Origin of the sequence: Kitasatospora sp. NPDC058243 (assembly GCF_042882025.1) — a bacterium.
GTDB lineage: Bacteria > Actinomycetota > Actinomycetes > Streptomycetales > Streptomycetaceae > Kitasatospora.
In genome coordinates this window covers 15,875-27,945 of record NZ_JBHVWW010000007.1, presented here as the reverse complement: position 1 = coordinate 27,945, position 12,071 = coordinate 15,875, and the positions used below count along the sequence as shown (strand labels likewise).

Here is a 12,071-nt window from a genome sequence, read left to right as displayed (position 1 = left end):
ACGGTGGCCGGGCCGGCCGCATTCTCGGGAAGGGACGCACGTGCTGCTCGACACCTTCGGACGCCAGGCCGTCGACCTGCGGGTATCCCTCACCGACCGGTGCAACCTCCGCTGCACCTACTGCATGCCGGAAGAGGGCCTGCGCTGGCTGGCCAAGCCCGAGCTGCTGACCGACGAGGAGATCGTCCGGCTGGTCACCCTCGCGGTGCGCGACCTGGGCGTCCGGGAGGTCCGCTTCACCGGCGGCGAGCCGCTGCTGCGCCCCGGCCTGGTCGCCATCGTCGCCGCCTGCTCGGAGCTGGATCCGCGCCCCGAGCTGTCCCTCACCACCAACGGCATCGGGCTGGCCCGTACCGCGACGGCGCTGCGCGAGGCCGGGCTCGACCGGGTCAACGTCTCGCTGGACACCCTCGACCCCGAGGTGTTCCACACCCTCACCCGCCGCCACCGCCACCAGGACGTGCTGGCCGGGCTGGCCGCCGCCGAGGCCGCCGGGCTGACGCCGGTCAAGCTGAACGCGGTGCTGATGCGCGGGGTCAACGACCACGAGGCGCCCGACCTGCTGGCCTGGTGCCTGGAGCACGGCTACGAGCTGCGCTTCATCGAGCAGATGCCGCTGGACGCCCAGCACGGCTGGGACCGCTCCGCGATGGTCACCGCCGAGGAGATCCTCGACCTGCTCCGCGCGCGGTTCGCGCTCACCCCGGAGCCGTCCGCCCGCCGGGGCGCGGCGCCCGCCGAACGCTGGCTGGTGGACGGCGGCCCGGCCCAGGTGGGCGTGATCGCCTCCGTCACCCGCCCGTTCTGCCGGGCCTGCGACCGGACCAGGCTGACCGCCGACGGGCAGGTGCGCAACTGCCTGTTCGCGACCGGGGAGACGGACCTGCGCACCGCCCTGCGCTCGGGCGCGGACGACGCCGAGCTGGGCGCGCTGTGGCGGGCGGCGATGTGGGGCAAGAAGGCCGGGGCCGGGATCGACGACCCGGAGTTCCACCAGCCCGAGCGACCGATGTCGGCGATCGGCGGCTAGCGGGCCTCGGACGGCGTGGGAGGTCGGAGCGCCCCGGGCGGTCAGGGCGTCTCGGACGGGTCCGGGGTCCAGTCGGCGAAGGCGACGACCTCCTTGAGGAAGCCGCGCACGCCGAGGAACTGGGACAGGTGCTCACGGTGCTCGTCGCAGGCGAGCCAGGTCTTGCGGCGGTCCGGGGTGTGCAGCTTGGGGTTGTTCCACACCAGTACCCAACGGGCGTCCGCCCGGCAGCCCTTGGCGGAGCAGATCGGCGTCTGCGGGGTGTCCATCGGGTCGTCCTCAGCGCTAGGCGGGTGGTCTGCACCGCCAGTGTTTCACGCGCTCCGCGCGGCCCGGAGGGAGCCCGCCCGGATCCGGGCATGGCGACGCCGGGCAGCCACGGGGGGAGCCGCCCGGCGTCGGTCCGTCGCTCCGACGGGGGATGCGGAGCGCGTACGCAGTATGTCACGCCAGGGGCCTCGGATGGGGAGGTCTTGCATGATTAATCTGAGCTTCTTCTGAGCTTTCTTCGAGCCGGATTCTCTCGAAACGTCGCGAAACGGACGGTCAGTTCTGGCCCTGTGAAGGATCGGTGGCAGCGGTCTTTGCCCCTCCTGTACCGGGGGCCCCAGCTGCCCCACCCCTCCCACCCGTCCCACCGGGGCCGAGCATCAGCGGGGTGTCCAGCGGGATGTCGAAGGTGCTCGGCAGTCCCGGCGCCCGCTCCCGGCCCGCGTTGGCGATCAGGACGGCGAAGTACGGCAGCAGCACGGCGCCGGCCAGCGCCGCGAACGCCAGCCACCGCTGGACGTCCCACAGCACCACGGCGAGCAGCACGCAGACCGTCCGGAGCAGCATCGAGACCACGTAGCGGCGCTGCCGCCCGCGGACGTCCTCGGTGAGGCTGCTCCGCGCTCCCGTGATCCGGTGGACCTGCTGTCCACCGTCGGCGCTCTTGCCCATGTCCTACCGCCCTCGTCCACGCTCCCGCGCGACTCGCCGCGCGGCCTCCTCACGGTACGCCTGGGCAGCGGGGACGACGAGACCGGGTGGGGCGGACCCACCCGGTCGGGTGTGCGAAGGGACTGTCCGGCCGATCGGGACGGCCGATCGGGACGGGCAATCGGGACGGGCAATCGGAACGGCGGGGCGAGGGGCCTCACGACCGCCGGGAGAGGAACTGCGGCGGGACGGCGTCGGTGAGCCAGACGCCGTTGTCGCTGATCCGGAACTCGTGGCCGGCCGCCGCCATCGCGGCCGCGTTCACGGTGAGCACCACCGGGCGGCCGTGCCGGGCGCCGACCCGGACCGCGGTCTCGGTGTCCGCGGACAGGTGGACGTCCTGCCGGGCCATCGGGCGCAGGCCCTCCCGGAAGATCGACGCCAGGTGGCGGTCGGCGGTGCCGTGGTAGAGCACCGGGGGCGGCACGGTGGCGGCCAGGCCGAGGTCGACCGCCACCGTGTGGCCCTGGTTGGCGCGGATCGAGAGACCGTCCGCGGAGTAGCCGAAGCGGCGCTTGTTGTTGGCCGCCACCACGTGGTCCAGATCGGCCCTGGTCAGCCGGTTGCCCTTCGCCGCGAGGGCGGTGAGGAGCACGTCGATCCGGATCCAGCCGGACTCGTCCAGCGTGACGCCCACCCGCTCCGGTTCGTGCCGCAGGATGCGCGACAGCATCTTGCTCGTCTTGACCAGCCGCTTCTCGTCCATCATGTCTCTCGTATCCCCCCGTTGGTCAGTGGCTATGAGGCCTGGCTGACCGAACTCATGTTGAAGTCCGCGACACGCACGGGTGGCATCGCGGTGCGGGTGAAGTAGTCGCTCCACTCGCGGGGCAGGCAGCGCTCGGTGCGGCCCGCCTCGGTGATCCGGTCCAGCAGGTCCACCGGGGACTCGTTGAACCGGAAGTTGTTGACCGCGCCGACGACTTCGCCGTTCTCGACCAGGTAGACGCCGTCCCGGGTCAGACCGGTGAGCAGCAGCGTCGCCGGGTCCACCTCGCGGATGTACCAGAGGCAGGTGAGCAGCAGGCCGCGCTCGGTGCGGGCGATCATCTCGTCCAGGGTCGGCGCGCTGTCCTGGTCGGCCGTCTCCAGCACCAGGTTGTCGCCGAACGGGCGCAGCGGCAGGCCGGTGAGGCCGGCGGAGTGGCGGCTGGTGACCAGGTCGGCCAGCACGCCCTCGCGGATCCACTCGGTGGCGTCGATCGGCAGGCCGTTGTCGAAGACCGAGATGTCCCCGCCGGTCGAGTGCGCGAGGACGAACGGCTCCGACTCCAGGCCGGGTTCGGCCGGGTCCGTGCGCAGCGTGAGCGGCAGCCCGGCGAGCTTGTCGCCGATCCGGGTGCCGCCGCCGGGCTTGGAGAAGACGGTGCGGCCCTCGTGGGCGTCGCGGCCGACGGCGGACCAGGCGAGGCAGAGCATCAGGTCGGCGACGGCCGAGGGCGGCAGCAGCGTCTCGTACCGGCCGGCCGGCAGGTCCACCTTGCGGGCGCCCCAGCCGAGGCGCTTGGTCAGCTCGGTGTGCAGGGCGGTGACGTCCACGTCGGAGAAGTCCCGGGTGGCGGCGCCGGCCCACGCGGAGCCGGACAGGTCGGCGGTCTTGGCGTTGATCTCGACCATGCCGGTCGGCTGGTCGTGGCGCAGCCGCAGGCCGGTGGAGGTGCCCAGGTAGCTGCTGACCACCTCGTGCCGGGCGAAGCCGTACAGCAGTTCGCCCTGCGCGGCGGCCCGGGCGAAGGCCTCGCCGAGGGCCGGGCCGAAGGCGTCGAACACCGCGATCGAGGTCTCGGCGGGCGGCCGGGTGAAGTCTGGGGAGGACGGCCGGTCGGCCACCAGCGGCTGGGCGTCCTCGGCCGGGCCGGCCGCGCGGGCGGCCTCCTCGGCGGCGCGGACCAGGCCCTCCACCTCGTCCGGGGTGACGGCCTCGCGGGAGACCACGCCGGAGGCGGTGCCCTCGGCCCCGGCCACGGTGGCGATCACGGTGAGGCGGCGGCCGCGGGTGACGCCGTTGGTGGTCAGCGAGTTGCCGGCCCAGCGCAGGTTGGCGGTGGACTCCTCGTCGGCGATCACCACGCAGCCGTCGGCGCGGGCGAGGCCGAGTGCCAGCTCGACCAGTTCGTGGGGCTGCATCGCGGTCATCAGTGACCCGCCTCCTGCTGGGTGTTGAGCACGTTGACGTTGCGGAACAGCGCCGACGGGCAGCCGTGGCTGACCGCCGCGATCTGGCCGGGCTGCGCCTTGCCGCAGTTGAAGGCGCCGCCGAGGACGTAGGTCTGCGGGCCGCCGACCGCCGTCATCGAGCCCCAGAAGTCGGTGGTGGTCGCCTGGTAGGCGAAGTCCTTGACCTGGCCGGCGAGTTCGCCGTTCTTGATGGCGTAGGCGCGCTGGCCGGTGAACTGGAAGTTGTAGCGCTGCATGTCGATCGACCAGGAGCGGTCGCCGACGATGTACAGGCCGTTCTCCACCCCGGCGAACAGGCCCTCGGTGTCCGGGCCGTCGGCGGCGGGCTGGAGCGAGACGTTGGCCATCCGCTGCACCGGCACGTGGGCCGGGGAGTCCGCGAAGGCGCAGCCGTTGGAGCGCTCGAAGCCCTTCAGCTTGGCCATGCCGCGGTCGAGTTGGTACCCGACCAGGGTGCCGTCCTTGACCAGGTCCCAGGACTGGGTGGCGACGCCCTCGTCGTCGTAGCCGATCGTGGACAGGCCGTGCTCGGCGGTGCGGTCGCCGGTGACGTGCATCAGTTCGGAGCCGTACCTGAGCGAGCCGAGCCGGTCGAAGGTGGCGAAGGAGGTGCCGGCGTAGGCGGCCTCGTAGCCGAGGGCGCGGTCCAGCTCGGTGGCGTGGCCGATCGACTCGTGGATGGTCAGCCAGAGGTTGGACGGGTCGATGACCAGGTCGTAGCGGCCGGCCCGGACGCTCGGCGCCTTCATCTTCTCGGCCAGCAGGGTGGGCAGTTCGGCGAGTTCGGCGTCCCAGTCCCAGCCCGTCGCGGGCAGGCCCCGGCCGTCGGGGGACGGCCCCCGGACCCCCGTGAGGTACTCGAAGCCGCGTCCGACCGGCGGGGCCAGCGTGCGCATCGAGTCGAAGGCCCCGGTGCGCTCGTCCACCGAGGTGGCCTCCAGCGTGGGGTGCAGCCGGATCCGCTGCTGGGTGGTGACGGTGCCCGCGGTGTCCGCGTAGAACTTGTTCTCCTGGACGGTCAGCAGGCTCGCCTGGACGTGCGAGACGCCCTCGGCGGCCAGCAGCCGCGAACTCCACTCGGCGAGCAGTGCGGTCTTCTCCGCGTCCGGCACCTCGAAGGGGTTCACCTCGTAGGAGGAGACCCAGGTGGCGTCCCGGTACACCGGCTCGTCGGCCAGCTCGACCCGTTCGGCGGAGCCGGCGGCCCGGCTGATCCCGCCGGACAGGCGGGCCACCGCGACGGCCTGCTCGGCGACCCGCGCCGCCGCGTCGGCGGTGAGGTCCACCCCGGCGGCGAAGCCCCAGGCGCCGTCCAGCAGCACCCGGACGGCGAAGCCGAGTTGCACGCTGTCGGAGGTGCCGGCCGGGCGGGCGTCGCGCAGCCGCCAGGAGGCGCTGCGGACCCGCTCCAGGCGGAAGTCGGCGTGGGCGGCGCCGAGTTCGCGGGCCCGGGTGAGGGCGGCGTCGGCGAGGGTGCGCAGCGGGAAGGCGAGGAACAGCGGGTCGACGGCGCGCCCGTGCGGGGCGCCGACGCTGTCGGCCGGAGGGATCGGAGGCAATCGTGCTCCCTGGTCGCGGAGGGTGGCGGTGCGGCGCCACACAGGGGCGCCCGCACCGCATCATGGCCGGTCCAGGGGGTTTCGGCCAGCGCATTTCGGCCGGTGCGCCGCCGTGGTGGCCGGTCGGTCAGCCGACGATCTCCCACCAGCCGTCCAGCTCCGGCGGGTTGTCCACGTCGACCCGCTCGCCGGGGCGCGGCACGGCCAGCGGGACGGCCTGCGCCTTGGCCTCGGCCAGCACCCGCTCGATCGGCTCGGCCCACGGGTGCAGGCCCAGGTTGAAGGTGCACCAGTGCACCGGCACCAGCAGGCCCGCCTGGAGGTCGCGGTGGGCGCGCACGGCGTCCTCGGGGGTCATGTGGATGTCGGCCCAGGCGGCGTCGTAGGCGCCGATCTGCACCAGCGCGGCGTCGAAGGGGCCGTGCCGGTCGCCGATCCGGGCGTAGCCCTCGAAGTAGCCGGAGTCACCGGTGTAGAAGACCTTGCGGTCGGGGCCGGCGATCACCCAGGAGCCCCACAGGGTGGTGTTGCGGGTCAGGCCGCGGCCGGAGAAGTGGTGCGCCGAGGTGAGGGTGAGCACCAGGTCGCCGAGGGTGCAGGTCTCGTCCCAGTCCAGCTCGATGATGCGGTGCTCCGGGACGCCCCAGCGGCGCAGGTGGCCGCCGATGCCCAGCGGTACCGCGAACGGCGCGGACTGGCTGCGCACCAGGCGCTTGACCGTCGCCATGTCCAGGTGGTCGTAGTGGTCGTGCGAGATCAGCACGGCGTCGACCTGCGGCAGCTCCTCCAGTTCCACCGGCACGGGGTGCAGCCGCTTGGGGCCGACGTGCGCGGCAGGGGAGCAGCGCTCGCTCCAGATCGGGTCGAGCAGCACCCGGGAGCCCTCGATCTCCACCAGCGCGGAGGCGTGCCCGTACCAGGTGATCGCCACGCCCTCGGCGGCCGGGCCGGGGCCACCGGCGGGGCGGACGGTCGGCACGGGGTGGGCGGGGACGCGGCCCTCGCGCTCGAACAGCATCCGGCGGATGGTGCCGCGGTCGATGTCCGGGGCGGTGGTGGCCCGGGCCAGGGTGGAGGGGGCGTTGTGGAAGACGCCGTCGCGGTACTGCGGCGAGTCGCGCACCCGCTCCTCGTGCTCGCCGTCCGGCCGCCGGCCGAACGCCGCCGGCAGGTCGCGCAGCGACCAGGCGGCCGCTCCCAGGCCGGCCGCGAGGGCGGTCAGGGCCAGCAGCCGTCCGTTCCGGTGGGTGCTCCTGGGCCGTGCCTTGGTCATGCGCCCTGCCTTCGTTCCTCGCGGGACCCTTCGGGGATCGGTACGGCCGGTCCCGGGTCGGCCCGCACCACGGGGGCAACGGGTGCGCGGGGCCGTGTTGTTCCCGTACGGCGGCGCCGGCTGGGCTCCGGCCGTGGTTCGGTCAGGGCGGCTGAGCAGGTGCGGGGCGCTGCGGGTACGGATTGTCGGATTGCGACAGTTCCTCCGGTGCGGCGCTGTGGGAGCCCGATGCGCCGACACCGCCGACCGCCCGATAGCGTCACACTGCGTACGCGTTCCGACGTACGTCCGCACACACGGAGAGAGGTGGATCGTTGAGCCGCTCGGTTCTCGTCACCGGAGGAAACCGGGGCATCGGCCTCGCGATCGCCCAGGCCTTCGCCGAGGCGGGTGACAAGGTCGCCATCACCAGCCGCTCGGGCGAGGTGCCGGAGGCCCTGCAGAAGTACGACGTCCTCGCGGTGCGCTGCGACATCACGGACGCCGCGCAGGTCGACGCCGCCTTCACCGAGATCGAGGAGAAGCACGGCGCGGTCCAGGTGCTGGTCGCCAACGCGGGCATCACCAACGACACCCTGCTGCTGCGCATGTCCGAGGAGGACTTCACCTCCGTCCTGGACACCAACCTGACCGGGGCCTTCCGGGTGGTCAAGCGCGCCTCGAAGCTGATGATGCGCGCCCGCAAGGGCCGCGTCGTGCTGATCTCGTCCGTGGTGGGCCTGTCCGGCTCGCCGGGCCAGTCGAACTACGCCGCGTCCAAGGCGGGCCTGGTCGGCTTCGCCCGGTCGCTGGCGCGCGAGCTGGGCCCGCGCAACATCACCGTCAACGTGGTCGCCCCCGGCTTCGTCGACACCGACATGACCGCTGTGCTCAGCGACGAGCGCCGCGCGGACATCGTCTCGGGCGTGCCGCTGGGCCGCTACGCGTCGCCCGCCGAGGTCGCGTCCACCGTGCGGTTCCTCGGTTCGGACGAGGCCGCGTACATCACCGGAGCCGTCATTCCCGTGGACGGCGGATTGGGCATGGGTCACTGAGCATGACTGGAATCCTTGAGGGCAAGCGCATCCTGATCACGGGTGTGCTGATGGAGTCCTCCATCGCCTTCCACGCCGCCAAGCTCGCCCAGGAGCAGGGTGCGGAGATCATCCTCACCGCGTTCCCGCGCCCGAGCCTGACCGAGCGGATCGCCAAGAAGCTGCCGAAGCCGGTCACCGTGCTGCCGCTGGACGTCTCCAGCGCGGAGGAGCTGGCGGGCATCGCCGACACGGTCCGCGAGCACCTGCCGACCCTGGACGGCATCGTCCACTCGATCGGCTTCGCCCCGCAGGACGCCCTGGGCGGCAACTTCCTGGACACCCCGTGGGAGTCCGTGGCCACCGCGATGAACGTCTCGGCCTTCTCGCTGAAGTCGCTGACCATGGCGCTGCTGCCGCTGATGCAGGACGGCGGCTCGGTCGTCGGCCTCACCTTCGACGCGCAGTTCGCCTGGCCGCAGTACGACTGGATGGGCCCGGCCAAGGCCGCCCTGGAGTCGACCAACCGCTACCTGGCGCGCTACCTGGGCGAGCGGGACATCCGCTGCAACCTGATCTCGGCCGGCCCGCTCGGCTCGATGGCCGCCAAGTCCATCCCGGGCTTCGGCGACCTCGCGGACACCTGGAACCACCGCTCCCCGCTGAAGTGGGACCTGAGCGACCCGGAGCCGGCCGGCCGCGGCATCGTCGCGCTGCTGTCGGACTGGTTCCCGAAGACCACCGGCGAGATCATCCACGTCGACGGCGGTCTGCACGCCATCGGCGCCTGACCGCTTCGCCGCACGCCGCTGCCCGGCACCCTCGTGGGGGTGCCGGGCAGCGGCGTTCCAGGACGTGCCGGGGCGCCTCAGGCGTCGGCGGGGGTGCACGCGCCGATGGCGCGGCCGGCCTCGACGGAGGCGCGCTGGGCGTCGCCGGCCCGGATGGCGTCGAGGATGGTGGCGTGGCCGATGTAGCGCTCGGCGATCAGCTCGGGGCCGACGTCGTGCCGCAGGTGGGCGCGGGTGACCTCGCCGAGGTCGGCGTAGACGGCGGCCAGCACGTCGTTGTGGGCGGCGGCGACGACGGCCTGGTGGAACGCGGCGTCGGCCTGGATGAAGTCCTCGGCGTCGCCGGAGTGCCAGGCGCTCTCGCGGCGGCCCAGCGCGGCGTCCAGCAGGCCGAGGTCGCGGTCGGTGCGGCGGGCCGCGGCGAGGCCGGCCGCGGAGGTCTCCAGGGCGGCCCGCAGCTCGGCGACCTGCGCCTGGTCGGCGTCGGCGAAGCGGCGGTGCATGACCCCGGCCAGCTCGCTGGTGGCGAGCACGTAGGTGCCGGAGCCCTGGCGGATGTCGAGCAGCCCGTTGTGGGCGAGGGCGCGGACGGCCTCGCGGACGGTGTTGCGGGCGACGCCGAGCTGTTCGACGAGTGCGGCCTCGGTGGGGATGCGTGAGCCGACGGGCCACTCTCCGGAGGTGATCTGGGCGCGCAGCTGCGCGATCACCTGGTCGGACAGCGGGGTGCGCCTCGGCGAGGACAGCGCCACGGGTACTCCTTGCGGCTACGGTTCGATGGACGGGGCCGGCGGGTGGGAGGGCCGGCGTCCGGTGGGGGAGAGGGTCGGCACATCATGCCAATTCGAAGGTGCGCCGATTCATCCCATCATTCTATGATGGTGCCCATGCCTCCCGCAGCAGACACCACCGCCTCCCCACGAACCGAGGCCCGGCCGCAGACCGAGCGGCCCTCCACGCCCTCCTCCGGCAAGTACCTGGGCTGGCTGTTCGCCGTCGCGATCGCCGCCGCCGCCTTCAACCTGCGCCCCGTGGTCACCAGCCTCGGACCGCTGCTCGACCAGGTCCGCGCCGACCTCGGGATGAACCCGACGCTCGCCGGGTTGCTCACCGCCGTCCCGTCGCTCTGCTTCGGCCTGTTCGGCTACGCCGCGCCCTCGATGGCCCGGCGGATCGGCCCGATCGCCGTGATCACCGCGGGCATGGGCGCGATCACCGTGGGCGTGCTCTCCCGCTCCTTCGCCGGCGGCACCGCGGTGTTCCTGCTGCTGACGGCGCTCGCGCTGGCCGGTGTGGCGGTCTCCAACGTGCTGATCCCGGTGGTGATCAAGCGCTACTTCCCGGACAAGGTCGGTCCGATGATCGGCCTGTACTCGATGGCGCTGTCGGCCGGCACCGCGCTGGCCGCCGCCGTCAGCGTGCCGATGACCAGCGCGCTCGGCGGCGACTGGCGCTACGGCCTGGGCGTCTGGGCCGGTCTCGCCGCGCTGGCCCTGCTGCTCTGGCTCCCGGTGCTGCTGACCAAGCGCGAGCGCGGCGAGCGCGCGGGCGGGGCGGCCGCCGCCAGGCTGCCGATCACCCGCAGCCGGACGGCCTGGGCGATGGCCTGCTTCTTCGGCCTCCAGGCCGCCGGCGCCTATGGGGTGATGGGCTGGATGCCGAAGATCTTCCAGGCCTCCGGCATCGACGAGGGCACCTCCGGGGTGCTGCTCGCGGTGACCATGGTGATCGGCGTGCCGGTCTCCTTCGTGCTGCCCAACCTGGCCGTTCGCCGCGGCGACCAGCGGCTGTTCGTCGTCGTGCTGGCAGCCTGCGGCATCGCCGGTTACGCCGGGCTGGCGCTGGCCCCGGCCGGCGCGCCGTGGCTCTGGGCGGTCCTGGTGGGCCTGTCCAACTGCGCCTTCCCGCTGGTGCTGACGATGATCGGGCTGCGCGCCCGCACCGCCGGCGGGGTCGCCCAGCTCTCCGCCTTCGCCCAGGGCGTCGGCTACCTGATCTCCATCCCCGGCCCGTTCCTGATCGGCGGGATCTACCAGATGACCGGCGAGTGGTACGGCCCGCTGGGCTTCCTGGCGCTGCTGCTGGTGCCGCAGGTGCTGTTCGGCCTGCGGGCCGCGATGGCCCGGCACATCGAGGACGAGGCGGTCCACCCCGTGGCGCAGGTCAAGGCCTGACCAAGGGCCGGCCAACGCCGAGGGGTCGGTGACCGACGGGCGTGTTCGGGGTGGAAGAATCCCGGACATGCCCGTTCTCGATCCCAACCCGACCGACGGCCGCAAGCAGCTCGGCCAGATCGCCCTGGCGATCGCCGGCATCGTGGTGCTGGTGGCGATCATCGCCTCCGTCGCCGCCGCCATAGGCTGATCCGGTCCATCCCCCCCCCCGCGCACGACCGCCGCTCACCGGCCACCCCCGTTTATCGGAAGGGCCGGACGAACGGCGGATGATGACACCCGCCACCCCTGCGAGTGGCGGCATCCGGGAGCATCGCGCCCCGGAGCGGCTTTTCTGCCAAGCTTGCTGGGTATGAGCGCCGACACGTCCCGCAGGATCATCGTTCTCCGCCATGCCAAGGCCGACTGGCCCAACGGCGTGGACGACCACGAGCGGCCGCTGGCCGACCGGGGCCGTCACCAGGCCCCGGACGCCGGCCGCTGGCTGGTCGACTCCGGCATCAACCCCGAGTACGTGCTCTGCTCCACCGCGCTGCGCACCCGCGAGACGTGGAAGCTGGCGGCGCACGAGCTGCCGAAGCGGGCCCGCAAGACCGTGTACGAGGACCGGATCTACGAGGCCAGCCCCGGCGAGATCATCGCCGTCCTCCAGGAGACCCCGGAGGAGTACGCGGACGTGGTGCTGGTCGGGCACAACCCCGGCGTGCTGGGCCTGACCCAGGTGCTGGCCGGGGACGCGGGCGACCGGGACGCGCTGGAGCGGCTGCGGCTCGGCGGCTTCCCGACGGCGGCGATCGCGGTGCTCAGCTTCAGCGGCTCGTGGAAGGGCGTCGAGCCGGGCGCGGCCGCGCTGGTCTCGTACTACACGCCGCAGGACTGACCCGGTACGGAGCTCCGGGTTCCGTACGGGCTCCGTTGCTCCGGGCTCCGTTGCTCCGGGCTTCGGGCTTCGATGACGACGAGGGGCGGGGGGGGGAAGGGGGCGGGCACCCCCCCTCTGTGTTTCGGGGCCCCTTTCTCCGAGCGCCGCCCACCCCCCCTTCGGCCCCCGCCCCCCCCCCCCCGACGTATC

General features: G+C 73.1%; 13 protein-coding genes. 6 read left to right on the top strand and 7 right to left on the bottom strand.

Going from position 1 to position 12,071, the window contains the following annotated elements:
* The first annotated feature begins 40 nt into the window (after window positions 1-40).
* The gene (moaA, locus tag ACFVX9_RS07315) at window positions 41-1,030 is read left to right on the top strand and encodes a GTP 3',8-cyclase MoaA (RefSeq protein ID WP_380482680.1); all 990 of its coding nucleotides are present in this window, start codon (window positions 41-43) and stop codon (window positions 1,028-1,030) included.
* A 41-nt stretch (window positions 1,031-1,071) separates the two neighbouring features.
* Here moaA and ACFVX9_RS07310 read toward each other — a convergent pair whose 3' ends face one another.
* From ACFVX9_RS07310 to ACFVX9_RS07285, 6 genes are all read right to left on the bottom strand, one after another.
* Entirely contained in the window at window positions 1,072-1,299 is a 228-nt protein-coding gene (locus ACFVX9_RS07310) for a hypothetical protein (protein ID WP_387980848.1), read from the bottom strand.
* A gap of 277 nt (window positions 1,300-1,576) precedes the next feature.
* A complete protein-coding gene (locus ACFVX9_RS07305) occupies window positions 1,577-1,972 on the bottom strand; it encodes a DUF3099 domain-containing protein (RefSeq protein WP_380482678.1) in 396 nt (131 codons plus the stop codon).
* A gap of 196 nt (window positions 1,973-2,168) precedes the next feature.
* Window positions 2,169-2,717: an RNA 2'-phosphotransferase gene (locus ACFVX9_RS07300; RefSeq protein WP_380482741.1), complete on the bottom strand. Its 549-nt coding sequence runs from the start codon at window positions 2,715-2,717 to the stop codon at window positions 2,169-2,171.
* A 32-nt stretch (window positions 2,718-2,749) separates the two neighbouring features.
* On the bottom strand, window positions 2,750-4,147 hold the full coding sequence (locus tag ACFVX9_RS07295; protein ID WP_387980846.1) for a metallopeptidase TldD-related protein: 1,398 nt from the start codon (window positions 4,145-4,147) through the stop codon (window positions 2,750-2,752).
* Window positions 4,147-5,748: a TldD/PmbA family protein gene (locus tag ACFVX9_RS07290; RefSeq protein WP_380376491.1), complete on the bottom strand. Its 1,602-nt coding sequence runs from the start codon at window positions 5,746-5,748 to the stop codon at window positions 4,147-4,149. The genes ACFVX9_RS07295 and ACFVX9_RS07290 overlap by 1 nt, the downstream gene beginning before the upstream one ends.
* A 127-nt stretch (window positions 5,749-5,875) precedes the next feature.
* A complete protein-coding gene (locus tag ACFVX9_RS07285; RefSeq protein ID WP_380376493.1) occupies window positions 5,876-7,021 on the bottom strand; it encodes an MBL fold metallo-hydrolase in 1,146 nt (381 codons plus the stop codon).
* A gap of 314 nt (window positions 7,022-7,335) precedes the next feature.
* Between ACFVX9_RS07285 and fabG the strand changes: the two genes are divergently transcribed.
* Together fabG and fabI are read left to right on the top strand one after the other, a co-directional pair.
* Entirely contained in the window at window positions 7,336-8,055 is a 720-nt protein-coding gene (gene fabG, locus ACFVX9_RS07280) for a 3-oxoacyl-[acyl-carrier-protein] reductase (RefSeq protein ID WP_063349627.1), read from the top strand.
* Window positions 8,056-8,057: 2 nt separating this feature from the next.
* Complete coding sequence (fabI, locus tag ACFVX9_RS07275; RefSeq protein ID WP_387980843.1) at window positions 8,058-8,825, top strand: enoyl-ACP reductase FabI; 768 nt, start codon at window positions 8,058-8,060, stop codon at window positions 8,823-8,825.
* Between the two features lie 77 nt (window positions 8,826-8,902).
* On the opposite strand, the gene ACFVX9_RS07270 is transcribed toward fabI, so the two are convergent.
* On the bottom strand, window positions 8,903-9,577 hold the full coding sequence (locus tag ACFVX9_RS07270; RefSeq protein WP_350887659.1) for a FadR/GntR family transcriptional regulator: 675 nt from the start codon (window positions 9,575-9,577) through the stop codon (window positions 8,903-8,905).
* A 135-nt stretch (window positions 9,578-9,712) separates the two neighbouring features.
* On the opposite strand from ACFVX9_RS07270, the gene ACFVX9_RS07265 reads away from it, so the two are divergent.
* The 3 genes from ACFVX9_RS07265 (at window position 9,713) to ACFVX9_RS07255 (ending at window position 11,879) form a co-directional block, all read left to right on the top strand.
* Window positions 9,713-10,999: an MFS transporter gene (locus tag ACFVX9_RS07265; RefSeq protein WP_387980841.1), complete on the top strand. Its 1,287-nt coding sequence runs from the start codon at window positions 9,713-9,715 to the stop codon at window positions 10,997-10,999.
* A gap of 67 nt (window positions 11,000-11,066) precedes the next feature.
* Window positions 11,067-11,189 (top strand): SGM_5486 family transporter-associated protein, encoded by a 123-nt coding sequence (locus ACFVX9_RS07260; RefSeq protein ID WP_279634939.1) that lies wholly within the window; start codon window positions 11,067-11,069, stop codon window positions 11,187-11,189.
* A gap of 162 nt (window positions 11,190-11,351) precedes the next feature.
* A complete protein-coding gene (locus ACFVX9_RS07255) occupies window positions 11,352-11,879 on the top strand; it encodes a histidine phosphatase family protein (RefSeq protein ID WP_063349631.1) in 528 nt (175 codons plus the stop codon).
* Window positions 11,880-12,071 lie beyond the last annotated feature (192 nt).

Bases quoted from the DNA above. Each gene is read 5' to 3' on its own strand.
- ACFVX9_RS07310 (WP_387980848.1), bottom strand. From the start codon at position 1,299: ATGGACACCCCGCAGACGCCGATCTGCTCCGCCAAGGGCTGCCGGGCG.
- ACFVX9_RS07305 (WP_380482678.1), bottom strand. From the start codon at position 1,972: ATGGGCAAGAGCGCCGACGGTGGACAGCAGGTCCACCGGATCACGGGA.
- ACFVX9_RS07300 (WP_380482741.1), bottom strand. From the start codon at position 2,717: ATGGACGAGAAGCGGCTGGTCAAGACGAGCAAGATGCTGTCGCGCATC.
- ACFVX9_RS07295 (WP_387980846.1), bottom strand. From the start codon at position 4,147: ATGACCGCGATGCAGCCCCACGAACTGGTCGAGCTGGCACTCGGCCTC.
- ACFVX9_RS07285 (WP_380376493.1), bottom strand. From the start codon at position 7,021: ATGACCAAGGCACGGCCCAGGAGCACCCACCGGAACGGACGGCTGCTG.
- fabI (WP_387980843.1), top strand. From the start codon at position 8,058: ATGACTGGAATCCTTGAGGGCAAGCGCATCCTGATCACGGGTGTGCTG.
- ACFVX9_RS07265 (WP_387980841.1), top strand. From the start codon at position 9,713: ATGCCTCCCGCAGCAGACACCACCGCCTCCCCACGAACCGAGGCCCGG.
- ACFVX9_RS07260 (WP_279634939.1), top strand. From the start codon at position 11,067: ATGCCCGTTCTCGATCCCAACCCGACCGACGGCCGCAAGCAGCTCGGC.
- ACFVX9_RS07255 (WP_063349631.1), top strand. From the start codon at position 11,352: ATGAGCGCCGACACGTCCCGCAGGATCATCGTTCTCCGCCATGCCAAG.